This window comes from Serratia sp. CY33802 (genome assembly GCF_052169095.1).
Classification (GTDB): domain Bacteria; phylum Pseudomonadota; class Gammaproteobacteria; order Enterobacterales; family Enterobacteriaceae; genus Serratia; species Serratia bockelmannii.
This window is the reverse complement of sequence record NZ_JBJNLL010000006.1, coordinates 23,666-47,928: the sequence shown is the minus strand read 5'-3', so window position 1 is coordinate 47,928 and position 24,263 is coordinate 23,666. Positions and strand designations below refer to the sequence as shown.

The window sequence follows — 24,263 nt, the reverse complement described above, 5'->3', positions numbered from 1 at the left end:
GATGACGATAATGGCGAAAAATAACAGGGAGATGAAAGCGAGGAAACAATGCTCCCTGGCGGGAGCATTGGGGGGTAACGCTTACTGCCTGATCAGGCGGCCGAGCGCTGGCGCCGTTTCGAAATCGCTGCGGAAGGGGTTGATGTCTAGGCCGCCACGGCGGGTGTAGCGCGCGAACACGCTGAGTTTTTCCGGGCGGCAGCTCTGCTTGATGTCGTTGAAAATGCGCTCGACGCACTGCTCGTGGAATTCGTTGTGCTGGCGGAAGGAGATCAGGTAGCGCAGCAGGCTTTCGCGATCGATTTTGCGGCCTTCATAGCGGATCACCACGCTGCCCCAGTCCGGCTGGTTGGTGACCAGGCAGTTGGATTTCAGCAGATTGGAAGACAGCGTCTCCGACACCGGTTCCCCTTGATCGGCCGCGCCGCTCAGGTACTCCGGTTTGAAGGCGAAGTCGTCGACCGCGATATCCAGATCGTCGATGTTGATGCCCGGCAGGCGATCGATCTGCGCGGGGTAACCTTCCAGCCCCGGATAGAGTTTGACGGTGACCTGGCCATTGGCCGCCTGCGACAGGTCCTTCTGCATGGCGGCGCTCACCTGTTCCACGCTGTCGAAGCGAGTTTGGTTGAAGCTGTTGAGATACAGCTTGAACGATTTGGATTCGATCAGGTTGGAAGAAGAGTGCGGGAAGGTAAATTCGCCGATGCCCACCACCGGTTTGCCCTTGCCGTTGAGCCACGACAACTCGAAGGCGGTCCACAGATCGAAGCCGCTGAATGGCAGCTGCTGCTCGTCCACGCCGATCAGATCGCGGCCGCGCGCGCGCGGCAGGGCTTCGAGCAATGCGGGAGCATATTGATCCGGATAATCGGAGTTCGCGCCAAGATGGGTGATCTTATCTTGCTTTTGGATATGCATATTCATTGCCCTTTGCTTGTTCGGTATTGATGTAGCGGTTAAACAGACTGCGGGTGGCGTAGATCGGCCCGACGCCCAGCAGGGCGTAAACCACCTTGATCAGGAACTGCGACAGGATCATGGTTTTGATGATGTCCCAGCTCAGCACGTTGTAGAACGCCAGCGTACAGAACACCACGCTGTCGATGGCCGACGCCACTACGGTACTGGTGATCACGCGCACAAACAGGTAGCGGGAGTTGGTCAACTCTTTGATTTTGCAGAGCAGGTAGGAGTTGACGTTCTCGGAGATCAGATAGGCCGCCGACGAGGCCACCAGCACCGCCATGATGCTGTGCACGATACCGTTGTAGGTCTCGCTGTACTCCCACTGCGGAATACTCGGCACCAGCGTTGTTACCCAGACCCCCAGGACGAAGGTCAGGTTGGCGATAAACGAGATGATGATGGTGCGCCGAGCCAGCCGCAACCCATAGAATTCGTTAAGTATGTCCACCAGAATGAACGTGAGCGGGTAGATGAAGATCGCCGGCGGCGTGATGAGATTCAGCACCGGGATTTGGATCGGCTTGACGCCGCACAGCGTTGAGAAAATATAAATCACGCTGAGCGCCACGGTAATAATCAGGTAGGCGTACCAGGAGCGTTCGTGGCGATCGCTGAGCTCGTAGGCGGTTTTTTGTTGGTTATCGCCATAGAGTTTGCGGTACAGCGCCTGCAGCTCGTGCCGGCTCAGATCTTCTGATATTTCGCTGTCGGCCAGCTCATTCAGCCCCATGGTAATGGTTTTGCCGGTGGCCAATACCATGACATTGGCCGCGATGGTGCCATGCCGGGTGAAGCCCAACAGCTTGAACTTCTGATTCGGTTCCATTTATAACCTTTCTCCAACGATGTAACCCAGGAATTGCACGGTGTCCTGAGGGCGTTTGTCCATGCTTTCGCTGTCTTTGTCGTCAACCACAAAGAAGCCGCGTTTTCCCGAGTGATACAGCAAAGGTGAATCGCAAATCAGTACCGGCGGCCTTTTGATGATGATGACCTCGCCGGGAATAAATGACCCTTTAATTTCGGTCTCTATTTTCATTGCCAACATGTTCGACTCATCGCCGAAGAAATAAGTCAGAGGAAACTCGGTGACCAGCTGCCCGATCTTGCGCTGCGAGACGGCCAGATAGCGCGACTGGGGGATCACCGGAATGGCGGAAGGGTTCTTGTTGCCTTCGGTGGACAGCGTTTCGTTGAGCAGCTCCAGTTTTTCCAGATCGTAGTCTTCGATCTCTTCACAGGAGACACCGAAGAAGTCGGAGATCCGATTCACGGTGGATTGCTGAACGTTGTTCACTCTTCCGTCAAGAATTTTGTAGAGGGTAGTGCGCGTCAGGCCGCTGCGATTGGAAAAGGAAGCCTTGGTTTCACCGCGGGTACGCATCAGATATTCAATATTTTTAATGATGTTGATTTTGCGCTGTGCGTTGGTGGTTTTCATTGGCTGTCCTTACAAACATTACGCAGGCTTCACTATATCTTACGCATTGGCGTTGTCCAGATAAAAAGGCGCAGACGAGCGGGTAACGAACTGATTATTAGCGGTAATTATTGTTTACCGTCAGCCGTTTAGCGCAGTGATGTCAGCGGGGGTAGCCTGCTTCCTCTGCGAGAAAGATAAAGCCGTGCAAATCAATTGATTAGGTTTTACTTATAGAAAAGTGAACACAAAAGCCGGTTTTATGTTTACTTTTATGTTGACCAAAGCCGATTTCATGGGCTACTGTTCATGCAAGCTGAAGTTTTTCTTTACGATCAAAATACGGAAGCCGACAGTTTTTATAATAAAAAGCTCAGAGGGGGCATTGCCACACTCTGAGCATAAATGGATAGCTTGCTACCGACACCAGGGACCCTAAACACCACGGCCGTTTGTCTGCGCGATCGGCCCCCATCTTTTGCATTGAATCCCCTTTTCGAGCGTCAAACACTCCCCCGATACCGGAGGAGTGCATTACCGCGTGCGCGAAAATCAGAGAGACTTCTGCGAGGCCAGCGGTTTTTGCGCCCGACTGAAGGCCAGTTTAAGCACCCAATACAGCAGGCTGGCCGCTACCAGGGAATTGATGGTCGGTACGCCCCATTCGGTCGCCAGGCCAACGGCGCCGCCGGCGATGCTGGCGACGATCGCCGCCCAGCCGATGGTTGGCGTTTCGTTCGGCAACTGGCCCATGCGGCGGCTCTCGTCCAGGATCTTGCGGTGGCTGCGCAGCAGGTAATAGTCCACCAACATGATGCCGATAATCGGCGGGAAGACCACGCCAAGCACCGTCAGGAAGTCGACGAAGCGGTCGAGAATGCCCAGCACCGACAGCGTAGTGCCCAGAATCCCGATCACCAACGTGGTGTAGGTGTACTTCAGCTTTTTGCCGGTGATGCCTTCCACCGCGTTGACGATGCCCAGCGAAGAGGAATACAGGTTGAGATCGTTGACGCGCAGGGTGGAGAACACCACTACCAGCAAACCGGCGCCGCCGGCCGCTTGTGACATGATGGTGACTACATCCGCGGTGCCCAGGGTTTTGGCGATCAGGATCGCCAGGCCGTTTACCACGAACTCGCCGGCGATGATGGTGAAGAGCGTGACGCCGAGCACGTGCTTGCCGTTTTTGGAGTAACGGGTCAGATCGGGGGTCATCAGGCTGGCCACGATGGCGCCGCCGACGACGATGGTGATGCCGGCGCTGATGGTCAGCGGTTCACCCGGCGGCGCCAGCTGGATGATCTCCTGCAGGTTATGCCCGGAAAGCGCGGTCACTGAAATAAAGGCCACCAGCATGATGAACATCGGCACCGCGATACGTGCGGCGATGCGCAGCGCCTTGAAACCGAATGCCACCAGGATAGTCAACAGCGTGCCCGAGAGCCCGGCGGCCAAGCCAAAGCCCAGCTTATTGCCGAGCGCGAAGTCGAGCGACTTGGCGAAAATGGCGTTCTGAATGCCGAACCATCCCAGCAGGCTGACGGCCACCACCACGCCGATCAGCACCGAGCCCAGACGGCCGAAGCCGCACCAGCGCGCCAGCAGGCTGCCGGAAATGCCTTCACGCATGCCCGCCAGCCCCAGGCCGTAGGTCACCACGCCGAAGATCAGGCTGCCGACGAAAATGGCGGTGAAAGCGTCAATCAGCGTCATGGAGTTGCCGAGTACGGCGCCGAGCATGAACTGGTCCAGCGCGGTCAACATGCCCATATGCACGATGGCCACGCTTAAAAACGAGACTCTTTTATCCTGCGGCACCCGGGTGAGCGGATAATCTTCGATCTTTATCACGGTGAGATCTTCCTTGCGGTTCAAATAAACTGAATGCCTTTGGTTATCAGGCGATCGGGAATGTAGTTATCCAGATTGGCGTATTTGCAGTATTCCTCAAATTGTTGCTGAGTATGCACGTTGGCCTTCTGGTAAATGTTATAAATGCGGTTTTCGATGGTCTTATTGCTGACGTTATAGATTTTTGCGATCTCTTTTACCGTAAATCGTTGCAGCATAAGAAAAATGACATCGAGTTCGGCACGGGTGAACAGCTCGTTATTGACTTCGGTGGTCAACACGCTGGGTTTTTGCTGATTGATGTATTTCAGCGGTGACAGGCTGTTCATCGGCTTGGCGTTCCAGATCACGCCAATCACCTGTTTGTCATCGTTGTACACCGGTAGCTTTTCGCTGATAAACGGCGTCAGGCTGTCTTTGCCGTACCAGTAGTGGGTTTCTATGACCGTGACCCGATCGCGCGCTGCTTCGGTCATCTTGTCATGCTCGATAAAGTCGGCGGCGGAGTCGGCCCAGTCGGCGGGGAATTCGTGGTCATATTTGCCGGCGACGTCGAAATTCAGCGGCGTATTGGTATAGAGATAAGCGGCACGGTTCATATAGAGGTGGCGGGACAGCTGGTCTTTGATGCCCCAGGGCTCGCTCAGGTGCTCCATCATGGTGATGAGGCCCTTAAAATAAGATTCATTATTTTTATGCGATGAATCCATACCTACCTCTGCGCCGCTCAGGCCGCGTTACAGGCTTTTAGCCAGGTAATGGCGGGTGTGGCGATGCGCGTAGTCGCCCAGCTCGCCGTAGACCCGGTAGCCCAGTTTTTCGTAGAAGCCTCGGGCCTGGAAATCGAAAGTATCGACATAGGCCATATGGCAACCGCGCTTGCGGGCTTCTTCTTCGGCCAGTTGCATCAGCTGGCGGCCGTAACCGCTTTTGCGACATTGATCGCCGACCCACAGATACTGCACTTCCAGGCCGCCCCACCAGGTGCGTGCGACCAGGCCACCGACGATCTGCTGGTTGTCGTCAGTGACGGTCAGGAACAGTGGGTGAATGTCTACGGGCTGGGTTTTATGGTTGTGAGCCCAGAGGCTGTCGATAACGAACTCTTCATCCTGCGGGTTGGGTTTGTCGGTGATATTAATATTCATTTTTAATATAATTCCCTGATTTAATTATTCAAAACTGAACTAGGCGCTTTCGCCCTAACCGCTTCTAATATCACTTTCATTAATGTATTTCAAGGGTGGTTTTCACCCTTTTCCGCCAGGTGAGAGGCCGCTTATAGTAGGTGCCACAGGGAGAAGAAAATAGTGAAACAGGCGGTATTAAAACGCTGAAATGCCCTGCTAACACCATCTTTTCCTACTTGCGCCTCACCAGGGCCCCACCGGGAAAACTGCAGTACTGTATGGCTCCACCGGATAGAGCAAGCTCACTTGCCGACGGGGGAGCCACTTTGTTTTTTGACGCCCCCACCCGCGCCCGTCATTCGCTGTCTCAGATAGTAAACACTCTTCTTATCAGAAGATATGCGCCGCAGATGAAAATATGGCCGATAGCTTCTGATCCGCTGATTTAGTCCTCTGCAATGACGCTGCCCAGCGCCGGCTCGATGGCCGCGCCCAGCATGGCGCCGTGTCCCAGGGCAGGCCATTCGCGATAGCCGACGGTGAGACCGTCGAGCTGTGCCAGGTGTTCGGCCAATAAACGCGTTGCGTCCGCCGGCAGAGCGGGGCTCTTCACGCCGGGCGGGGCAGCGCGATCGCGTTCTGCCAGGCCAACCCACAGTTGCAACCTGGCCGCCGGCGCCGCGCGCCGTTCTGTCATCTGCTGCGCTTCTTGCAGGATCATGCCGTTGCCCCACCACAGCGAGGGTTCCACGGCGATGTAGCGCTGAAAGGCGGTGGGATGGGTGAACAACGTATGCAGAACGAAGAGCCCGCCGTAGGAGTGCCCCCACAGCGTTTGCCGCTGAGGATCGACCGCCAGTTTGGCGGCGATCGCCGGTTTGATCTGGGTCTCAATCAATTGCAGGAACGCATCCGCGCCCCCGACGGCCCGCGGCGGTTTCTTCATGCCTGCCGGCAGAGGGAGCGTATAGTCGTAGGTGCGGCCGGCGGCATCGATGCGCAGATCGTTGTCATAGCCGATCATCACCAGCACCGGTGGCCGCTTCGTTGCTGCCAATTTGGCCAGTAAGGCGGCGTTCAACTCCATCAGCACCGCATTGCCGTCGAGGAAATAAACCGTTGGATAGCCGTCTGGCACAGGCGCCTGACGCGGTTGGGCGATGCGAACACGATAATGCCGTTGGCCATCGGCGGAGGTGAATCGCAGATCGCTGAAGCGGTAATCCGCAGTATCGCTATCGGCTACGGTAGTGCCGATCTTGCGTTCCAAATCGGGCCTGGCCATCACGGAGCCCGGCAGCCAAAGGCCGATGGCGAGCGCCAGAAGCGCGGAGATAAAATGCCGGTTGGACAATAACATGCGGATCAACATCCTCGAAAAAGGCCGATAGTAGCATCCGTTCGCGCCCGGTAAAAACCTACCTTTAGGGCGGGCATTCCGGTCGCGAAGCGCTGCCAGCCGTTGCTTTGCCAGGTTAATAGCAACTCATTGTTATTATTGGTAAGTCAGGAATAAGAGGGATTACAATTAATTAGAAATGGTTATGGTTTTTATGGAGGGGGAAATGGTGAAGGTAGGTAAAAACACACGGTTATCAACGATTTTTAGCGAAAAAAGCCCTATAAAATAGGGCAAAGACACACAACAACACCAGGGAAACTTTCCTGTATCTTATATTATAGCTTCCTATACATATAGAACATTTTATTATAAATATGTAAGTGATTCTTATTAATCATTTAATACCATTGTTTTTCAAATGGTTATGTGATCTGACTGGCGTATTGCACTTGGGTCGGGTGTGGGCTGCCAGGGATAGGCAGCAGAGATTTTGCTGTAACGGTGGCATGAACAGGCGAGGTCATCGGCCCGATATCCCTCAGGGCAATACCGGCCCGCGGGCTGCAAAAAGGCCGGCCGGTATTTATCCTCAGGCGCAGCCGATCTTCACTGTGGGATGTGGGACCAGGTGAAAATCAGTGCTGTTGCAACGTCAACATCTCGCCAAGCAAAACATCGGTTGGCGGCAGAATATCCGTATCCAGCCCGGCGGATGGGGTAAAGGTCAATTCGCCGAAAATGATTTGGCCTTTGGAGATGTAGAAATCAACGCGAACAAACTCGAAGGGCGCGGACAAGCGTGAGGCGTACTCAAACAGCTCATCGTAGCCTTCTGGCTTCACGAAGGCGTCTATTTCTTCCTGGCTCAAGGCCAGGCAGTCATCGCTGTAGCACAGAAACTTGAAATCTTTGTCAAAGAAGTAATACTTCGGCGACCCGGTTTCTCTGCCGACACACAGCAACGTGCAGTAAGGTACACCGCGGAAACAATAGATTTTATAGTCTTCAGGTCCGTGACCATTGGCCGATTCGATATATTTCTCCCCAATGATCTTTTTTTGTATCCCTTTGTAGTTGAGCTCTACATAAGTTTTCCAATAATCGTCTTTCATCCAACCGTCGATCAATTTTTTTGCGCTCTTGATATTCAGCAATTTTTTATTCTGGCAAATCAGGTTATACCCGGAACCGTGATTCCCTTTGATCACAAACTTATCCGGCAATGCGTCCCACGGAATATCGTTTACTGAATCACAGGCAAAGTACAATTCATTAAGGATCTCTTCGCACCCTTGATCTTTGATGTACTGTCTTACCGCATATTTATCTGCACACTGCTTCACCAACGCATTGTGACTATAGCCATTCAATTTCAGGTGATTGATCTTTTCATTCCAGGTGGACGGCGCCTGCAAGTTTAACGGTTTGCCAAATGCTTTTTTGTAGAGCAATCTGGCCTTGAATTCGGGGGCCAATACGGCCAGCTGCTTCGTAATAAATTTAATGACTTGTCTTTTCATATACGTAATTCCATCAAAGCGTAGTGACAATGATTAAGTCGTTCTTGTATTTAAAACGCGGGTGGTGCGCTTTCACTGCGCCATTGAATGGCTGTCGGCGTTGTTCCCAGATCAAATGGCTTGTGGTCTAACGCCCGATTAAGAATGCGAGCCGACCGCCACGCCATCAGGCTCAACTGCGGATCGGCAATGCCGTGATTGTGCATACTGGCGTTCATGGCGAATAAGCAGTTCTCCGCCGGGCCTTCCCACTCAAAGGTAAAGTCTGGGGCGATGCGGTATTCGCCCTCCGCAGTGGTTAGTAAGCGGTGGGCCAAAGGTTCAAGGAACTCTGGCGTGGCCGATTGATAACCGGTGGCAAAGATCACCACGTCCGCCTTGAAGGTTTCTTCGCCGTGATCGAGATGATGACGCGTTTCGAGTTGGTAGGCGTTATCCAGCGTGTGTTTCACGGCCGTCAGCGAACGGCTGGGCAGCAGGCGCACCCATAATTTCTCGCGCAGGACGTCGAAGCGGTGGTACATGGCGCGATAAATCGCTAGCAGCGACTCACTGGTGATGCCGTCTGAGGTCATTTTCTGTTCGGCCAGCATATGCCGTTTGGCCGCGCTATCCAGTGAGTAAAAGCTCTCGACGTAATCGGGCGTGAAGTATTCGTTGGCAAAGGCCGCTTCATCGAGCGCATTATAGTTGTTGCGGCGCGATATCCAGTCGAGCTGCTCCGGTTGCCCCCATTCCCCTTTAAAAATATTGAGGAACAGGTCTGCGCCGCTCTGGCCGCCACCGACGATCGCCACGCGTTTGCCGGTCAGATCGGGGTTGCGCAGCATCATTTCGCTGGCGTGGAAACAGCGATCGCTTTGCGTTGTCACGCAATCAGGCAGCTTTATTTTCTTGCCAATACCGATACTTACGTGCCTGGCGTGGAAGACCTTATTCGAGGTGGTCACCACGAACTGGCGCTGCCGATCGTCAAATTCGACCCGCTGAACGTCTTGATTGAATGCCAATGATCCCATCCCGGCGGCGGCCCAGGTGAGGTAATCGGCGAACTCTTCGCGCGATGCGGTGCGCTGCTCCGTCGTCAGGAAACGATAAAATTTTCTGTTTTTTACCAGATAGTTGAGAAAGCTGTAGCGATTGGTTGGGGCAACCGCGCTCACTAAATCTTTTAAAAAGTTGGTCTGCATACTGCAGTCCGCCAGGATCATCCCTGGGTGCCAGGAGAAATGAGGTTTGCGTTCAAGGAATTGTCCCGTAAATCCCTCTATTTCACTTCCTAAGGCTGCCAGGCTAAGATTCGACGGGCCAAGGCCAATACCGATGATATCCAAATGCTGATTCATTAATAAGCTCCAGTATAATGAGAATAATACCCAGAAATACGGCCGCAGATAGGGTGGCTTATAGCAACCAGGCTGCCTTTTTCTTATAAGTAAGCTTCACGAATTAAATGTAATTAAACGGTGTGCTGGCCAAAAATACCGCACTTTTAAATGCCCGTTTAGAATTCGGTAGCGCATTAGGTAAAGGCTACGGGTGTATTTCTTTCCATGAAAATTCCTATGAAGGTTTTGCGCGTGTATTTAATGAATATTCCTAAGTAAAAATCCGATCTCTCCCTGATTCATCAAGCCATGAAAACGGCCACCAGGGAGGATGCCCACCGTATGAGTTCTTATCTGCTTTTCTGGTGTCTATGCCATTGCATTGCCGGGATCGGTGTATTCGTTGCTTAGAATAGCCTTAAAATAGGCACGGGGAAGGTGAAATAACGTGATATTAGAGGCAGGATGCTTTTTGCAAAGATGAAATCGGAAGTGAAATTATGAAATCTGCGCGTTGTGATTTAGTTTTTATCATTAAATTCAATGTGTTATTTTGTTTTTTGCGGCAGGGTATCACACTCTTTCACTAAGGTGATACGCACACTTCTGTACCTTTATCTCTTCTTGTTGCCCCCCGAACGGCAATATTTTACCCCGAGTTGCATCACCCTATGGGCGCGGATGGTTCGCGTTAACTACCGGTGTTAGGGTTCGTTTAATTAATGCCGGGCAAAGGCTGGCCGGAGAGGACGCTTGCTCGAGGCGAGTGTGAAAAACCTGGCCACGCTGGCGCAACGGTTGAATCCGATCCGGCAATCTGCCTTGTCATCATCATTGACCATTCTTACCGACAATAAAAATCTTTTGGTCAGCTCGAGGCATTTTTGCCCCCTGGACTGAATGGCTACCGTTGCGCCACAAGCGTGAAGACCTGCCAGGTTGATCAATCACGGGAGCTTCAAATTGCTGAGATAGTCATACTGAGCTTTCGAAATGTCCAGTTCCCCATCGCTGAAAAAAACTTTTATAAACATATCGCCCTGGCCGACGATATCTACACGCTCGTAGGTTCCCGTTACAAAACGGCGCACGATGGCCTGAATGGTCTCGGCATAGTTAGCAGGAACTGCATTATTATCCGTGACTTTTTGTTCAAATGTAATAGGGTACTCTGCTTGAGGATCGGGGCTGTATTGTGCGCGTTTGGCTGCGCTTTCAAACTTGAAATCATTAAAGGCATTGTGGGTAGAGTTAAACATATCGGCAAGGTTTTTGATATGCGCCGCCATCTGATTCACGACCATGGTTTTATTGGTCACGAAGCGTTTACCCAAATAAGTGCCTGTCACTACAGCGAGCTGGGCGGCATTTCGGCCTAAAATGCTGCCAACGCCAGAACCGGCTCCCGTCCATAATCCCGCGATCAAAACCAGACCGGCCCCGCCTACGGTACTCGATGCGATATTCTCAAAATGCTGAACACGGGCTCCCATTTGCCATGAGGTTCCGGGAAAAGAGACATTAATTCGGTTATCCAGGTGATTAATTCTTCCGCCTGGTCGTTGTCCTGACTCAATAGTATTGGCTGTCAACCGGCGGTTGTTTTCATCTTTGAGTTCACCCAGCGTAAACGCGATCTGGCCGGTCTCCGTTTTTGTTAATCGAAAGACTTCTTCTGGTGACAGAGACCTGACGAGGATCAGCGCCTCATTTAAAATCTCGCGGGTCAAAAAGTTGGCCGACACCCGATTATTCGATTCGTGTTGCGATGTCAGAGCTAAAATTTCATGTGACTTAGGAAATGCCATAATGCCCCCGTCATTACGATATGCACCGTAATGTGATTAGCTTTCTTTATTTTGCTTAATATCCCAGCCCATCTGCACCGAAGCCCCTTTATTACCTTGCTTCGCTTGCTCCCAGTATTCCATCGACACTTTACCGGCCTGAAAAGAGTACTCAATGCCTAGCGTGGAACCGTGCTCGACACCGATGAAGTCGGTATGAGTCACCAATACATCTTCCAGGGTAATGCGGGTATATTCCACTTCCTGCCCACCGGCTTTGCAAAGAGACAACTGCACCTTGGCGAGATGTTTACCGGCCGAGCAGTATTTCAATAAGGCAGGTGTCGCTTTATCTATCAGAGCCTGTACGGTCAGATCGCGAAAGTTCACTTTACCCGCACCGCCGCCGCCGCCAACGGCCATATTGCCAGGCTGTCGCGCGCCCCAGTTAAAGGAAAAGACATCGATCCATTGCTTGTGATTCGCATTTTTCGATTCACCATTAATGCCTTCAACTTTTAAAAACATATCCATTGCCATGATTTTATCACCCGATCATTAACGTATTGTTAGGTGCCAGAATGCGCTTAGCTCTCTTTATTCTGCTTGATATCCCAACCAGATTTGCTTTCCGCGCCTTTAGTGCCGCTGCTGCCTTGTTCCCAGTAACTCATGGTGACTTTTGACGCCTGGAAGGCGTAATCAACCACGATCGCATCATTTTGGCCTACACCGTTAAAATCGGTTTGCGTCACCAGAACGTCTTCGAGAACGATTTTGGAATACTCCACCTGGTTGCCGCCCGCTTTGCATACGGAAAGCTCGATTTTCGCGACATGTTTTCCACTGGAACAATATTTGAGAATAGCGGGCGTAGATTTGTCGATAAGGGCTTGAATACGGAGGTCTTGATAATTCACTTTTCCGGAGCCACCCCCGCCGCCAACAGCCATATTTCCTGGCTGTGAAGCGCCCCAGTTAAACGAAAGTACGTCGGTCCATCCTTTATGATTGCTGTCTTGGGACTCGCCCGTCATTCCTTCAACTTTCATATACATATCAATGGCCATTGTCGCCGGATCCTCCATTATTTCGTGTTGGCAGCGGAATAGGTTAAAAATGCCTTATCAATGGGTAAAATTCAGCATAGCCCTATATGAATGAATTGACAGTAATGTCGTTTTTATTCGGAATGTTCCTAGTTTTTGTGCAATATATTATTATTTAACAATGGGATGCGGTTATATGTTCGTAACTGTATCCCATCACCGTTCGACAATAAAACACTTAATAAACACGGAATATGAGCGCGTTCGTTTGACGTTCGGGTAGTTGGGGATTGGGGGCGCTCTTTCGAGAGAGTCCACCTGTAATGCGAAGTTACACCCCATCGGATGAAGCGATGGGGAATCCGTACCCCAGAAAGCGAAAAAACCGCCATAGGCGGGTTCTTCTGAATAGGGCGACCGGACTCGGACAACCGGCGCTGGCGCCGTGTTGAACAGCGCTTTAGCGCTGGCCCGCAGGGTGAGGTCTCAGACCGAATAATCGAACGCAGTTCGATGGAGAGTCCGTACCCCAGAAAGCGAAAAACCCGCCATAGGCGGGTTCTTCTGAATAGGGCGACCGGACTCGGACAACCGGCGCTGGCGCCGTGTTGAACAGCGCTTTAGCGCTGGCCCGCAGGGTGAGGTCTTCAGACCGAATAATCGAACGCAGTTCGATGGAGAGTCCGTACTCCAGAAAGCGAAAAACCCGCCATAGGCGGGTTCTTCTGAATAGGGCGACCGGACTCGGACAACCGGCGCTGGCGCCGTGTTGAACAGCGCTTCAGCGCTGGCCCGCAGGGTGAGGTCTTCAGACCGAATAATCGAACGCAGTTCGATGGAGAGTCCGTACTCCAGAAAGCGAAAAACCCGCCATAGGCGGGTTCTTCTGAATATGGTGCCCGGACTCGGAATCGAACCAAGGACACGGGGATTTTCAATCCCCTGCTCTACCGACTGAGCTATCCGGGCAACGGGGCGCATTAAACCGTATTGGCCGGATGGCGTCAATCGCTTTCTGTCACAAAGCCGATCGGTTGCTCTATTTTCAGGCAGATAACCAAAAAGGGAGTGGCGCAGGGAGCCAACGCTACTCAATAAATATGCATATAAAACGTGTATTTATACCACTTTAAAATGCGTGATTTCTTTTTTTTAAATTAAATAACAATTAGTTATGCTTGGTTCAATAGGCATTCAATCAAGACGATTCTTGCTTGAACCCCGCAACGAATCATGCAATCATTGCGCAAATTTTAACACTCTCCGTTCCCTGACGGTGTTCCCGCTTCTTATAAGTCAGAGGGTTATTGGCATGACTGGTTTTGTCGCTCAAGCGCTGTCGCGCACCAGACCTCTGACGCCACCTTTCCGTCTTTGCTTGCTCCGAACGCCATCCGTCCGAATACGCCTGCCGATCATGCGGTAAGGCCGCCTGATGCTCGCTGTTAGGCATGCGTAAAGCCAGCGCTTCTGCCCTGATTTTACTGATGCCTGTCGGATGCTGCCAAGACCAGTTCCCCCGATAGCCGCCTGATGATCCCCCGATCATGAGCCGGTCACGCACGCCGCTTATGCTGCCGTGCCCGGGTATCGCTTTTACCGGGATAACCGCGTTATCTCATTACCGTGCCGGTGGCACACCCTCATCCTTCACCGTTTGAGAGTCAGCATGATGAAAGAATTGAAAATCGCGACCAGCGCCAGCCTGGTCGCCACCATTGAGACGCTGCGCCAGATCGTGCGCGTAGAGCAGACGGACTACACCGACGTGGCGGCGGTGGTGGTGTCGGTCGCTGACGTGGACGCCGGCATTCTGGCGCGCTTGCAGGCGACGGGGTTCGATATTCCGACCTTCGTGGCGGTGGAAGGGGACGAGCATCTTTCCCCGGATTATCTGCCGTTTGTCAGCGGGGTCTTCGCGCTGCTGGCCGGCGCCAGCAAGCCATTCTACATGGCGCAGCTGGAGGCCGCCGCCGACGCCTACGAGCAGGTGCTGCTGCCGCCGTTCTTCAAAACGCTGAAGACCTACGTCGAAATGGAAAACTCGACCTTTGCGTGCCCGGGGCATCAGGGCGGAGAGTTCTTCCGCAAACACCCGGCCGGCCGGCAGTTCTTCGATTTCTACGGTGAAACCCTGTTCCGTTCCGATATGTGCAACGCCGACGTCAAGCTGGGCGATCTGCTGATCCACGAAGGATCGGCCAAGGATGCGCAAAAGCACGCGGCGCGGGTGTTCAACGCCGATAAAACCTACTTCGTGCTCAACGGCACCTCGGCGGCCAACAAGGTGGTGACCAACGCGCTGCTGACTCGTGGCGATCTGGTGCTGTTCGATCGCAACAACCACAAATCCAACCACCACGGGGCGCTGATCCAGGCTGGGGCCACGCCGGTCTATCTGGAAACCGCCCGCAACCCGTTCGGCTTTATCGGCGGTATCGATGCGCACTGCTTCGACGAACGCTACCTGCGCGAGCAGATCCGCGAAGTGGCGCCGGAGAAAGCCGCAGCGGCACGGCCGTTCCGGCTGGCGATCATTCAGCTCGGTACCTACGACGGCACGATTTACAACGCTCGCCAGGTGATCGACACCATCGGCCACCTGTGCGATTACATCCTGTTCGACTCCGCCTGGGTGGGCTACGAAGGCTTTATTCCGATGCTGAAAGAGTGCTCGCCGCTGCTGCTGGAGCTGGACGAGCACGATCCGGGCATTTTTGTCACCCAGTCGGTGCATAAACAGCAGGCGGGGTTCTCGCAGACCTCGCAGATCCACAAGAAAGACGACCATATCAAAGGGCAGAAGCGCCACTGCAACCATAAGCATCTGAACAATGCGTTCATGCTGCATGCGTCGACCAGCCCGTTCTATCCGCTGTTCGCCGCGCTGGACGTCAACGCCAAGATGCATGCCGGCGCCGCCGGACGTCGCATGTGGATGGACTGCGTCAAGCTGGGCATCGAGACGCGTAAACAGCTGCTCACGCGCTGCTCGCAGCTGAAGCCGTTTATTCCGCTGCAGGTGGCGGGCAAGGACTGGCAGGATTACGATACCGATCTGATTGCCAACGACGCGCGTTTCTTCACCTTCGTACCGGGGGAAACGTGGCACGGCTTCGAAGGCTATGCCCAGGATCAGTATCTGGTGGATCCGTGCAAGTTGCTGCTGACCACGCCGGGGATTGACGCCGCGACTGGCCAATACACCGAGTTCGGCGTGCCGGCCACCATTCTGGCCAACTTCCTGCGCGAGAACGGCATCGTGCCGGAGAAGTGCGATCTCAACTCGATCCTGTTCCTGCTGACTCCGGCGGAAAACCCGGCCAAGATGGAACAGCTGGTGGAGATGCTGGCGCAGTTCGAGCGCTATGTTGCAGAAGACGCGCCGCTGAGCGTGGTGCTGCCAACGGTGTACCGCAAGAACGAGCAGCGCTATCGTGGCTACAGCATTCGCCGGCTGTGCCAGGAGATGCACGATCTGTACGTCAGCTTCGACGTCAAGCAGCTGCAAAAAGAGATGTTCCGCCAGGATCATTTCCCGCCGGTGGTGATGAACCCGCAGGATGCCAACGTGGAGTTTATCCGCGACAACGTCGAGCTGGTGCCGATCGGCCAGGCGGAAGGGCGCATCGCGGCGGAGGGGGCCTTGCCGTACCCGCCGGGCGTGCTGTGCGTGGTGCCGGGCGAAGTGTGGGGCGGCGCGGTGCAGCGCTATTTCCTGGCGTTGGAAGAGGGCATCAACCGCCTGCCGGGCTTCTCGCCGGAGCTGCAGGGGGTCTACATCGAGAAAAAAGATCACGGCTGGAAGCGCATCTTCGGCTATATGATCAAGCCATAGAAAAAGGGCCGGCTCGCACCGGCCCTTCTCATTTATCCACGCGGGAAGCGTTACTTTCTGCGGTAGCTCTTCTGCGCGGTATTTACTTTCACCAGATAGCGGCGCGACTCGGCGGCCGGGTGCTTGGTGGTCAGCGTTTGGTACACGTCGCCCGGCTGCATGCCGTTGATGATGCCCACCGCACGCGTTCTGTCGCTGGAGAACACCCGCAGCACGCTGCCTGCGCCGCCGTTGTAAGCGGTGATCACCGCATAGCGGCGCGAGGTCGGGTTCTGAATGCCGCCCAGGTAGTTGTTCTGCAGGATAGCCAGATAGGCGGTGCCGGTGTCGATGTTGTTCTCCGGATCGAACAGGTAGCTGCGGCTCGGGGTGCCCCATTTGCCGCGCATCTGGAACACATCCTTACCGGCGGTGTGCTGCACCACCTGCATCAGGCCCAGCGCGTCCGAACCGCTCACCGCATACGGGTTGAAGCTCGATTCGGTCTGCATGATAGCCAGGATCAGCGACTCGTCCACGCCGTATTTTTCCGACGCCTTGCGCACCATCGGCAGGTATTTGTGCGCACGTTTGTCCAGGTGGTTCGGCACCAGCTGGATGGTGACCGAGTAGATCACGTGCAGGCCGGAGGTGCGTTTTTGCAGCTTGGTTTGCAGCAGGTAATCGGCGAAGTGCGCCGCGCGCCATTCCCAGCGGATCGGCGCCCCTTTGTTATCCAGCACCTGGCCGTACAGGAACGGCTCTTTGCTGATCTGGATATCGTTGGCGTCGGAATAGAGGTCGATCGAACCCGGATCGTCACCCATCAGCAGCGTGCTGATGATCGCCTGGCGCAGGTGCGCAGCCGGATCGGTGGTGGCGATGGTCTCGATGGTAATGGCGCCGGTGTCGAAGTTGATGTGGCTGCGGGTTTGGTATTGGTCGGTATATTTAACGTAGTCTTTCGGCCCGGCGATCAGAACTTCATTCAGACCCCAGATGTTCTCGATGTTGTGGGCAAATTGGCCCATCAGAATGTCGAAGCCGTTGGTATCTTTGATCCAGGCTTCGTTGATTTCTTCACTTTTTTTGCCGGAACAGGAGATCAGCAAAGGCGCTATTACGAGCAAAGCTAAAATTTTCTTCATCTTAAAGCCGTTTGGAAGAAGTATAAGAGGATTGAAGCGGGCCAGCGCCTGGCCCCAACAGCATTATTCGCTCGGCGGCGTATAGCCTTCGATGTGTACGTCGTGCCCTTCGAACAGGAACTTGATCATTTCCTCTTCCAGCAGCTTGCGGTCATCCACGTTCATCATGTTCAGCTTCTTCTCGTTGATCAGCATGGTCTGCTTCTTCATCCACTCGCCCCAGGCTTCCTTGGAGATCTCGTTGTAGATGCGCTTGCCGACGTCGCCGGGATAAAGCTGGAAGTCCTGGCCTTCGGCGTCGCGCTGCAGGAAAGTACAAAAAATGGTGCGGCTCATGCTAATTCCTCATCGATGGCGCTATCGCCATATAAGTTTTGTTGGATCGGGGGCTGCTTCGCCAGCTGTTGCAACAGGCGATCTACCGGCGCTGCCAGCCCGACCGACGGCGGCTGCGCTAAGTTATACCAGAGACCCGCGCCCTCATCCATGCCGCTGCCCGCCGCGTCGAGCGACAGCCACATCGGCACAATATCGAGATGGAAATGGCTGAACGTGTGGCGAAACGCGGTCAGCTGTTCCAGGCGCTTGCCTTTCAGACCGCGCTGCTGCAGCCAGAGTTCCAAATCCACGCGCGCGCTGAACTGCGGGAAGCAGAGCAGGCCGCCCCACAGGCCCACCGCCGGGCGCTGCTCCAGCCACACGCGGTTGCCGTGCTGCAGCAATAAGAAGTAGGCGGTTTTTTCCGGCAGGGTCTGCTTGGGTTTCTTGCCGGGATAGTTGGCCCAGCTGTGATTGGCGTAAGACAGGCAGCCGACGTTGAGCGGGCAGAGTTCACACTTGGGCTTGGAGCGGGTGCAGACCATGGCACCCAGATCCATCATCGCCTGGTTGAACTGGCCGACGCCCTGGGCCGGGGTGACTTCTTCGCTGATTTTCCACAGCCGGTTTTCGACCTCTTTCTTGCCCGGCCAGCCTTCCACCGCGTAGCAGCGGGCCAGCACGCGCTTCACGTTGCCGTCGAGGATCGGATAGTGTTGGCCCAGCGCCAACGACAGCACCGCGCCGGCGGTAGAGCGGCCAACGCCCGGCAAATCGGCGATTTCTGCGAAGGTTGTCGGGAACTCGCCGCCGTGCTGTGAGACAATGGTCTGCGCCGCCTTGTGCAGGTTACGGGCGCGGGCGTAATAGCCGAGACCGGTCCACAGATGCAGCACTTCGTCCAGCGGGGCCTCCGCCAGCGCGCGCACGTTAGGAAAACGGGCCATAAAGCGCTGAAAATAAGGAATGACGGTGGCAACCTGGGTCTGTTGCAACATCACCTCGGAGAGCCATACTTGATAGGCGGTTTTCTCCAGCTGCCATGGCAGGGTCTTGCGGCCGTAGCGCTGGTACCAGTCAAGCACCACCTGTGCGAATTGTTGTGCTTGCATCATGAGCAGCGTCGTTATCCGGCAGAAAATGAAGCGAGATTGCAGCATAGAGTCATGATGCTGTAAACCGGAACTTTCCGACGCCGCACGGCGGGTACAGAAGATGAACACTTGCTAAACCAATGTATCTTTGCATAATGCGCGTTTCCCTAATTGGCAGCCAAACAGACAGAAAGCACTATGATTAATGACGTCATCTCCCCGGAATTTGATGAGAACGGCCGCGCGATGCGCCGTATCCGCAGTTTTGTCCGCCGCCAGGGGCGGCTGACCAAAGGCCAGCAGCACGCGCTGGAGAACTATTGGCCGGTGATGGGCGTGGAGTATCAGACTGACGCTGTCGATCTCGCTGCGCTGTTTGGCCGCGAAGCGCCGACGGTGCTGGAGATCGGTTTTGGCATGGGTGCCTCGCTGGTGACCATGGCGGGCAACAACCCGCAGCAGAACTTTTTAGGGATCGAAGTGCACTCGCCGGGCGTGGGTGCCTGCCTGGCCGACGCCCACGAGGCGAAGTTGAGCAACCTGCGCGTGATGTGCCACGATGCGGTTGAAGTGCTGGAAAACATGATCCCGGACGGCTCGCTGGACATGGTGCAGCTGTTCTTCCCCGATCCGTGGCACAAGGCGCGCCACAACAAGCGCCGCATCGTGCAAACGCCGTTTGTCGAACTGGTGCTGCGCAAGCTGAAGACCGGCGGGGTCTTCCACATGGCCACCGATTGGCAACCTTATGCGGAACATATGTTAGAGGTTATGAACGGGGTCGCAGGCTACCGTAATCTTTCCAGCGATAATGATTATGTGCCGCGTCCGGATTCGCGCCCACTGACGAAATTTGAATTACGCGGCCAGCGCCTGGGACATGGCGTTTGGGACTTGATGTTTGAGAGGAAAGAATAATGGCTAAGAACCGCAGTCGTCGTTTACGTAAAAAGTTGCACATTGAAGAATTTCAGGAGCTGGGTTTCTCCGTAGCCTGGCGCTTCGCCGAAGGCACGTCGGTGGAAGATATCGACAGCACGCTCGATACCTTCATCGATGAAGTGATCGAGCCGAACGGTCTGGCGTTTGACGGCAGCGGCTACCTGCAGTGGGAAGGTCTGATCTGCCTGCAGAAGATCGGCCACTGCACCGACGAGCATCGCGAACTGGTGAAAAACTGGCTGGAAGCGCGCAAACTGTCCGACGTTAAGGTCAGCGATCTGTTCGATATCTGGTGGGATTGATCGCGCTTGCCCGATGAGCGCGGCTTCGCGCCGCTTATTTCCCCCTAAATAATTGGATTTGCATCACGGCGGCAAGAGTGTGAGTCCCCAGGAGCTTACTTCAGTAAGTGACTGGGGTGAGCGCTCGCAGCCAACACAGATGCGGATTCAAGTATGACGGGGATGGATTTAAGGTGCCTTAACGGCGCCTTTGTTTTGCCCGGAGTGTGACCGAGGTGGTAACAACATTGGATAACGCGCTGCTGGAGGAGATCCTGCAACAGGTGCGCCCGCTGATTGGCCAGGGGAAAGTGGCCGACTACATCCCGGCGTTGGCGGAAGTGCCCGCCGATCGGCTGGCGATCGCCGTCTGCACGGTGGACGGCGAACTGTTCCAGGCCGGCGACGCCGCGGAGCGCTTCTCCATTCAGTCGATCTCCAAAGTGCTGAGCCTGACGCTGGCGCTGACGCGCTATCAGGAGCCTGAGATCTGGCGGCGCGTCGGCAAAGAGCCTTCCGGCCTGCCGTTCAACTCGCTGCTGCAGCTGGAGATGGAGCAGGGTAAACCGCGCAATCCGTTTATCAACCCCGGCGCACTGGTGGTGTGCGACATGCTGCAAACTCGGCTCAGCGCCCCCAAGCAGCGCATGCTGGAGGTGGTGCGCCAGCTGGCCGGCGAAGACGACCTGGCCTATGACCTGCGGGTGGCGCGCTCCGAGTTCGAACACTCCGATCGCAATGCGGCCATCGCCTATCTGATGAAGTCGTTCGGCAACTTCGAGAACGATGTGATTACCGTGCTGCAAACCTATTTCCACTACTGCGCGCTGCGCATGAGCTGCGTGGAGCTGGCGCGCAGCTTCGTCTATCTGGCCAATCACGGCCGCGATCTCAGCGGCGAGGCGGTGATCAGCCCGCTGCAGGCCCGGCAGATCAACGCCCTGATGATGACCAGCGGCATGTACGACGGCGCCGGCGAATTCGCCTATCGGGTGGGGATGCCGGGCAAGTCCGGCGTGGGCGGCGGCATCGTGGCCATCGTGCCGGGCGAGCTGTCGATCGTCGTCTGGTCGCCGGAGCTGGATGCCTCCGGCAACTCACTGGCGGGAACTGCGGCGCTGGAACTGTTGTCTCAACGTATCGGTCGTTCGATTTTTTAATCCCAATCTGGATGGGAGTCAGGAGAAGCTATGTTGAAGAAAACCGGGTTAGCCTTACTGCTGCTGGCGGCGACTGCCGCACAGGCCCACGCTGAGTACCAATGCAGCGTTAAACCCCAGGATGATGTGATCATCAGCCCGCAGAGCGTGCAGGTGAAAGGCGCCAGTGGCGACCTGCAAATATCGCCGGATGGCGACGTGATCCGCAACGGCCAGGCGCTAAGCTTGAACGACAGCCAGCGGCAGAAAGCCTTCAGTTACCAGAGCGCCTTGCGCAAGCAGCTGCCGTGGATCGACGACGGCGCGCAGAAACACCTGGAGAAAGCCCGCTCGGCGCTGGATAAGGTGATCGTTAAAGAGCTGGGCAGCAACAGTAACGTGCGCAACCGGCTGACCACCCTGAATGGCCAACTGAAACAGCAGATGAACCGCATCATCGAACACCGCAGCGACGGTCTGACCTTCCACCACCAGGCGATTGACCAGGTGGAACAGGACGGCCGCAACATCGTGCAGCAGAGCATGGGCGGGGTGCTGCAGGACAGCCTGAACGAGATGGGCGTCAAACAGGCCGCCAACAGCGGCGGCAACCCGCTGCAGGCGATCATGGGCAACCTGGGCGGCTTGCAGAAGGCGATCCAGAACGAATGGAACAACCAGGAGCAGGACTTCCAGAACTTCGGTCATGACGTGTGCAACCGCGTCACCGCACTGGAAACCCAGCGCAAGGATCTGCTGAAGGCGTTGAAGTAACGGATAGGCATAGCCGCCGTGCGTTCTTTGACCTCACGACGGCTATCTGAGAAACTGGCTAAACTATAATCAATCGGCAAAAGGATTTTGCATTGATGCCAGTGATATTCCGTTATAAAGGCTATAGGTTCTTTTTTTATTCAAATGAGGGTGACCCGCTTGAGCCGCCGCATGTTCATATCAGAGACGCTGAGGCTGAAGCGAAATTTTGGTTGGTTCCTGGCGTGCAGTTGGCGCGTAATGATGGCTTTAACGCCAGAACGCTAAAAGAGTTGGCTGGTCTGGTTGATACCTATCAGGCATTGTTTTTGGAGGCTTGGCATGAGTATTTCGGCTAAACGCGTCAGCTTTGACGATACGACGATGTGGGTCGAACTAAGTGACGCCAGAATTATTGGCGTGCCGCTGGCCTGGTTTCCCCGTTTGTTGAACGCGACGGAAGAACAGCGGGCGGGGTATGAGCTCAGCGCTCGCGGCATCCATTGGGACGCGTTGGACGAGGATGTTTCCGTTGAGGGATTGCTGAAGGGGCGTGGCGACGTGACGCACCGCCCTCATAATGCCGCCTGAACATGAAAAAAAGCGCTGATCATTCAGCGCTTTTTTTTTACTCGTCGTCCGCCAGGAACAGTTCCAGCAGCGAGTTGAGGAACAGCTTGCCCTTCTCGGTAATTTGCCAATGCTCCGCGGTTTCTTCCAAATAGCCTTTGGCCAGCGCTTCGTCCAGCTGCGGGCGAATAACGCTTTCCGCCAGCCCTGTGTAGTTGACGAAGTCGGCGCGCGGCGCGGCTTCCAGCAGGCGGAAGCGGTTCATGAAGAACTCGAACGGCCGATCCGCCGCCGCCACCTCATGCTGCTTGTCCATGTAGTCGCCGCGCATAAAGCCGCGCGGGTGCTTGGTCTTGGCGGTGCGCAGGATGCGTCCGTCGCTGAAGGTCACCTTGCCGTGCGCGCCGCAGCCGATCCCCAGATAGTCGCCGAAGCGCCAGTAGTTGAGATTGTGCTGGCATTGGTAGCCCGGCTTGGCGTAGGCCGAGGTTTCATACTGCTGGTATCCGGCGGCGCTCAGCAGCTGGTGGCCGCGCTCGAAGATGTCCCACAGCGCGTCGTCGTCCGGCAAGACCGGCGGGCGTGAGCTGAACAGGGTGTTCGGCTCGATGGTCAGCTGATACCACGACAGGTGCGGCGGATTGAGGGCGATCGCCTGGCGCAGATCGTCCAGCGCCTCTTCCAGCGACTGATCCGGCAGGCCGTGCATCAGATCGAGGTTGAAGCTGCGCAGGCCAAGGCCGGTCGCCAGCGTCGCCGCGCGTTTGGCTTCTTCCGGGCCGTGGATGCGCCCCAGGCGGGTCAGCTTCTCGGCGCTGAAGCTTTGCACCCCAATGGAGATGCGGTTGACGCCGGCGCGCTGGTAGCCGCTGAAGCGATCGGCTTCCACGGTGCCGGGGTTAGCCTCCATGGTGATTTCGGCGTCGTCGGCGACGCGAATGCGCGCCCGCACGCCGTCCAGCAAGGCCTGCATCGCCTCGGCGCTCAGCAGGCTGGGGGTGCCGCCGCCGATAAAGATAGTGCTGATTTCCCGGCCGCCGGCCAGCGGCAGGTCGGCATCCAGATCCGCCAACAGATGATCGACGTACTCCTGATGCGGTACGTCACCCTTCAGCGCATGGGAGTTGAAGTCGCAATACGGGCATTTCTGCACGCACCACGGGATGTGGATGTAGAGACTCAGCGGGGGCAGCTTAAGCATTGCGCATGGCTTCCAACATCAGCTTCAGCGCCTTGCCGCGGTGCGAAATCGCCCGCTTCTCGTCGCGGCTCAGCTCGGCGGCGGTGCGCCCCAGTTCCGGCACGTAGAAGACAGGGTCGTAACCGAAGCCGCCTTCACCGGCGGCCTGTTCGGTGATTTCGCCGGCCCAACTGCCGTGGAACACCAGCGGCGTCGGGTCTGCCGCATGGCGCAGATAGACCAGCACGCAGTGGAATTGCGCGCCGCGCTTGCCCAGCGCCACGTCTTTCATCGCCGCCAGCAGCTTGTCGAGGTTCTGCCGATCGTCGGCGTCTTCACCGGCGTAGCGTGCGGAGTAGATGCCCGGCGCGCCGCCCAGCGCGTCGACCGCCAGACCGGAGTCGTCGGCGATCGCTGGCAGGCCGGTGACCTGTGCCGCATGGCGCGCTTTCAGAATGGCGTTTTCGATAAACGTCAGGCCGGTCTCTTCGGCGGATTCCACGCCCAGATCGGTTTGCGCGACCACGTCCAGGCCGAAATCGGCCAACAGGTCGGCAAGTTCGCGCACTTTGCCCGGGTTACCGGTGGCAAGAACGACTTTTTGCATAATGACTACCTTGAA

The 24,263-nt window shown here is 55.5% G+C and carries 24 protein-coding genes and 1 tRNA gene; 7 read left to right on the top strand and 18 right to left on the bottom strand.

Going from position 1 to position 24,263, the window contains the following annotated elements:
* Positions 1-81: 81 nt before the first annotated feature.
* The 13 genes from queF to ACJ8HA_RS17740 all read right to left on the bottom strand — a co-directional run bounded on the left by queF (position 82) and on the right by ACJ8HA_RS17740 (position 13,368).
* Positions 82-921, bottom strand: coding sequence for an NADPH-dependent 7-cyano-7-deazaguanine reductase QueF (gene queF, locus ACJ8HA_RS17800; RefSeq protein WP_025304269.1), 840 nt, complete (start codon positions 919-921; stop codon positions 82-84).
* On the bottom strand, positions 899-1,795 hold the full coding sequence (locus ACJ8HA_RS17795) for a queuosine precursor transporter (RefSeq protein ID WP_004937338.1): 897 nt from the start codon (positions 1,793-1,795) through the stop codon (positions 899-901). The genes queF and ACJ8HA_RS17795 overlap by 23 nt, the downstream gene beginning before the upstream one ends.
* Positions 1,796-2,410, bottom strand: coding sequence for a helix-turn-helix domain-containing protein (locus ACJ8HA_RS17790; RefSeq protein ID WP_025304268.1), 615 nt, complete (start codon positions 2,408-2,410; stop codon positions 1,796-1,798).
* Between the two features lie 531 nt (positions 2,411-2,941).
* Positions 2,942-4,243 carry a cytosine permease gene (locus ACJ8HA_RS17785; RefSeq protein ID WP_060434746.1) on the bottom strand — a complete coding sequence of 434 codons (1,302 nt, stop codon included), beginning with the start codon at positions 4,241-4,243 and terminating at the stop codon, positions 2,942-2,944.
* A 20-nt stretch (positions 4,244-4,263) separates the two neighbouring features.
* The gene (locus ACJ8HA_RS17780) at positions 4,264-4,953 is read right to left on the bottom strand and encodes a helix-turn-helix transcriptional regulator (RefSeq protein ID WP_025304266.1); all 690 of its coding nucleotides are present in this window, start codon (positions 4,951-4,953) and stop codon (positions 4,264-4,266) included.
* A 27-nt stretch (positions 4,954-4,980) separates the two neighbouring features.
* A complete protein-coding gene (locus tag ACJ8HA_RS17775) occupies positions 4,981-5,391 on the bottom strand; it encodes a GNAT family N-acetyltransferase (protein WP_019453029.1) in 411 nt (136 codons plus the stop codon).
* A 427-nt stretch (positions 5,392-5,818) separates the two neighbouring features.
* Positions 5,819-6,733, bottom strand: coding sequence for an alpha/beta hydrolase (locus tag ACJ8HA_RS17770; RefSeq protein WP_049208423.1), 915 nt, complete (start codon positions 6,731-6,733; stop codon positions 5,819-5,821).
* Positions 6,734-7,350: 617 nt separating this feature from the next.
* The gene (locus ACJ8HA_RS17765; protein ID WP_043142145.1) at positions 7,351-8,235 is read right to left on the bottom strand and encodes an ATP-grasp fold amidoligase family protein; all 885 of its coding nucleotides are present in this window, start codon (positions 8,233-8,235) and stop codon (positions 7,351-7,353) included.
* Between the two features lie 50 nt (positions 8,236-8,285).
* Positions 8,286-9,581: a lysine N(6)-hydroxylase/L-ornithine N(5)-oxygenase family protein gene (locus tag ACJ8HA_RS17760; RefSeq protein ID WP_089196267.1), complete on the bottom strand. Its 1,296-nt coding sequence runs from the start codon at positions 9,579-9,581 to the stop codon at positions 8,286-8,288.
* A gap of 929 nt (positions 9,582-10,510) precedes the next feature.
* Positions 10,511-11,371, bottom strand: coding sequence for a hypothetical protein (locus ACJ8HA_RS17755; protein ID WP_225735547.1), 861 nt, complete (start codon positions 11,369-11,371; stop codon positions 10,511-10,513).
* A 36-nt stretch (positions 11,372-11,407) separates the two neighbouring features.
* Positions 11,408-11,890 (bottom strand): Hcp family type VI secretion system effector, encoded by a 483-nt coding sequence (locus ACJ8HA_RS17750; RefSeq protein WP_025304261.1) that lies wholly within the window; start codon positions 11,888-11,890, stop codon positions 11,408-11,410.
* A gap of 47 nt (positions 11,891-11,937) precedes the next feature.
* Entirely contained in the window at positions 11,938-12,420 is a 483-nt protein-coding gene (locus tag ACJ8HA_RS17745) for an Hcp family type VI secretion system effector (protein WP_025304260.1), read from the bottom strand.
* 872 nt (positions 12,421-13,292) lie between these two features.
* Positions 13,293-13,368 (bottom strand) — tRNA-Phe (locus tag ACJ8HA_RS17740).
* Positions 13,369-14,071: 703 nt separating this feature from the next.
* Between ACJ8HA_RS17740 and speF the strand changes: the two genes are divergently transcribed.
* Complete coding sequence (speF, locus tag ACJ8HA_RS17735) at positions 14,072-16,237, top strand: ornithine decarboxylase SpeF (RefSeq protein ID WP_089196552.1); 2,166 nt, start codon at positions 14,072-14,074, stop codon at positions 16,235-16,237.
* Between the two features lie 50 nt (positions 16,238-16,287).
* On the opposite strand, the gene mltC is transcribed toward speF, so the two are convergent.
* From mltC to mutY, 3 genes are all read right to left on the bottom strand, one after another.
* Entirely contained in the window at positions 16,288-17,364 is a 1,077-nt protein-coding gene (gene mltC / locus ACJ8HA_RS17730; protein ID WP_004937402.1) for a membrane-bound lytic murein transglycosylase MltC, read from the bottom strand.
* A 63-nt stretch (positions 17,365-17,427) separates the two neighbouring features.
* Complete coding sequence (locus tag ACJ8HA_RS17725; protein ID WP_004937404.1) at positions 17,428-17,700, bottom strand: oxidative damage protection protein; 273 nt, start codon at positions 17,698-17,700, stop codon at positions 17,428-17,430.
* Positions 17,697-18,797: an A/G-specific adenine glycosylase gene (gene mutY / locus ACJ8HA_RS17720; protein ID WP_442515423.1), complete on the bottom strand. Its 1,101-nt coding sequence runs from the start codon at positions 18,795-18,797 to the stop codon at positions 17,697-17,699. Before mutY ends, ACJ8HA_RS17725 begins: the two co-directional genes overlap by 4 nt.
* A gap of 177 nt (positions 18,798-18,974) precedes the next feature.
* Between mutY and trmB the strand changes: the two genes are divergently transcribed.
* The 6 genes from trmB to ACJ8HA_RS17690 all read left to right on the top strand — a co-directional run bounded on the left by trmB (position 18,975) and on the right by ACJ8HA_RS17690 (position 22,482).
* Positions 18,975-19,694: a tRNA (guanosine(46)-N7)-methyltransferase TrmB gene (gene trmB / locus ACJ8HA_RS17715; RefSeq protein WP_049204213.1), complete on the top strand. Its 720-nt coding sequence runs from the start codon at positions 18,975-18,977 to the stop codon at positions 19,692-19,694.
* On the top strand, positions 19,694-20,020 hold the full coding sequence (locus ACJ8HA_RS17710) for a YggL family protein (protein WP_025304256.1): 327 nt from the start codon (positions 19,694-19,696) through the stop codon (positions 20,018-20,020). The genes trmB and ACJ8HA_RS17710 overlap by 1 nt, the downstream gene beginning before the upstream one ends.
* A 215-nt stretch (positions 20,021-20,235) precedes the next feature.
* Entirely contained in the window at positions 20,236-21,159 is a 924-nt protein-coding gene (glsB, locus tag ACJ8HA_RS17705) for a glutaminase B (protein WP_044031973.1), read from the top strand.
* Positions 21,160-21,189: 30 nt separating this feature from the next.
* A complete protein-coding gene (locus ACJ8HA_RS17700) occupies positions 21,190-21,912 on the top strand; it encodes a DUF2884 domain-containing protein (RefSeq protein ID WP_043141352.1) in 723 nt (240 codons plus the stop codon).
* A 95-nt stretch (positions 21,913-22,007) separates the two neighbouring features.
* A complete protein-coding gene (locus ACJ8HA_RS17695; protein ID WP_004937418.1) occupies positions 22,008-22,250 on the top strand; it encodes a DUF4160 domain-containing protein in 243 nt (80 codons plus the stop codon).
* A complete protein-coding gene (locus tag ACJ8HA_RS17690; RefSeq protein ID WP_025304253.1) occupies positions 22,234-22,482 on the top strand; it encodes a DUF2442 domain-containing protein in 249 nt (82 codons plus the stop codon). The genes ACJ8HA_RS17695 and ACJ8HA_RS17690 overlap by 17 nt, the downstream gene beginning before the upstream one ends.
* A gap of 37 nt (positions 22,483-22,519) precedes the next feature.
* Here the strand turns inward: ACJ8HA_RS17690 and hemW are convergent, their stop codons facing one another.
* Both hemW and ACJ8HA_RS17680 read right to left on the bottom strand, forming a co-directional pair.
* Positions 22,520-23,662 carry a radical SAM family heme chaperone HemW gene (gene hemW, locus ACJ8HA_RS17685; protein ID WP_033635947.1) on the bottom strand — a complete coding sequence of 381 codons (1,143 nt, stop codon included), beginning with the start codon at positions 23,660-23,662 and terminating at the stop codon, positions 22,520-22,522.
* Positions 23,655-24,248 (bottom strand): XTP/dITP diphosphatase, encoded by a 594-nt coding sequence (locus tag ACJ8HA_RS17680; RefSeq protein ID WP_043141349.1) that lies wholly within the window; start codon positions 24,246-24,248, stop codon positions 23,655-23,657. Before ACJ8HA_RS17680 ends, hemW begins: the two co-directional genes overlap by 8 nt.
* Positions 24,249-24,263 lie beyond the last annotated feature (15 nt).

What these genes read in the sequence shown, in the direction of transcription:
- trmB (WP_049204213.1), top strand. Translation starts at nt 18,975, where the DNA reads ATGATTAATGACGTCATCTCCCCGGAATTTGATGAGAACGGCCGCGCG.
- ACJ8HA_RS17680 (WP_043141349.1), bottom strand. Translation starts at nt 24,248, where the DNA reads ATGCAAAAAGTCGTTCTTGCCACCGGTAACCCGGGCAAAGTGCGCGAA.
- mltC (WP_004937402.1), bottom strand. Translation starts at nt 17,364, where the DNA reads ATGAAGAAAATTTTAGCTTTGCTCGTAATAGCGCCTTTGCTGATCTCC.
- hemW (WP_033635947.1), bottom strand. Translation starts at nt 23,662, where the DNA reads ATGCTTAAGCTGCCCCCGCTGAGTCTCTACATCCACATCCCGTGGTGC.
- ACJ8HA_RS17775 (WP_019453029.1), bottom strand. Translation starts at nt 5,391, where the DNA reads ATGAATATTAATATCACCGACAAACCCAACCCGCAGGATGAAGAGTTC.
- ACJ8HA_RS17755 (WP_225735547.1), bottom strand. Translation starts at nt 11,371, where the DNA reads ATGGCATTTCCTAAGTCACATGAAATTTTAGCTCTGACATCGCAACAC.
- ACJ8HA_RS17780 (WP_025304266.1), bottom strand. Translation starts at nt 4,953, where the DNA reads ATGGATTCATCGCATAAAAATAATGAATCTTATTTTAAGGGCCTCATC.
- ACJ8HA_RS17770 (WP_049208423.1), bottom strand. Translation starts at nt 6,733, where the DNA reads ATGTTATTGTCCAACCGGCATTTTATCTCCGCGCTTCTGGCGCTCGCC.
- ACJ8HA_RS17790 (WP_025304268.1), bottom strand. Translation starts at nt 2,410, where the DNA reads ATGAAAACCACCAACGCACAGCGCAAAATCAACATCATTAAAAATATT.
- ACJ8HA_RS17695 (WP_004937418.1), top strand. Translation starts at nt 22,008, where the DNA reads ATGCCAGTGATATTCCGTTATAAAGGCTATAGGTTCTTTTTTTATTCA.
- ACJ8HA_RS17725 (WP_004937404.1), bottom strand. Translation starts at nt 17,700, where the DNA reads ATGAGCCGCACCATTTTTTGTACTTTCCTGCAGCGCGACGCCGAAGGC.
- ACJ8HA_RS17690 (WP_025304253.1), top strand. Translation starts at nt 22,234, where the DNA reads ATGAGTATTTCGGCTAAACGCGTCAGCTTTGACGATACGACGATGTGG.
- ACJ8HA_RS17710 (WP_025304256.1), top strand. Translation starts at nt 19,694, where the DNA reads ATGGCTAAGAACCGCAGTCGTCGTTTACGTAAAAAGTTGCACATTGAA.
- ACJ8HA_RS17700 (WP_043141352.1), top strand. Translation starts at nt 21,190, where the DNA reads ATGTTGAAGAAAACCGGGTTAGCCTTACTGCTGCTGGCGGCGACTGCC.
- ACJ8HA_RS17745 (WP_025304260.1), bottom strand. Translation starts at nt 12,420, where the DNA reads ATGGCCATTGATATGTATATGAAAGTTGAAGGAATGACGGGCGAGTCC.
- ACJ8HA_RS17765 (WP_043142145.1), bottom strand. Translation starts at nt 8,235, where the DNA reads ATGAAAAGACAAGTCATTAAATTTATTACGAAGCAGCTGGCCGTATTG.
- mutY (WP_442515423.1), bottom strand. Translation starts at nt 18,797, where the DNA reads ATGATGCAAGCACAACAATTCGCACAGGTGGTGCTTGACTGGTACCAG.
- speF (WP_089196552.1), top strand. Translation starts at nt 14,072, where the DNA reads ATGAAAGAATTGAAAATCGCGACCAGCGCCAGCCTGGTCGCCACCATT.
- ACJ8HA_RS17750 (WP_025304261.1), bottom strand. Translation starts at nt 11,890, where the DNA reads ATGGCAATGGATATGTTTTTAAAAGTTGAAGGCATTAATGGTGAATCG.
- queF (WP_025304269.1), bottom strand. Translation starts at nt 921, where the DNA reads ATGCATATCCAAAAGCAAGATAAGATCACCCATCTTGGCGCGAACTCC.
- ACJ8HA_RS17760 (WP_089196267.1), bottom strand. Translation starts at nt 9,581, where the DNA reads ATGAATCAGCATTTGGATATCATCGGTATTGGCCTTGGCCCGTCGAAT.
- ACJ8HA_RS17795 (WP_004937338.1), bottom strand. Translation starts at nt 1,795, where the DNA reads ATGGAACCGAATCAGAAGTTCAAGCTGTTGGGCTTCACCCGGCATGGC.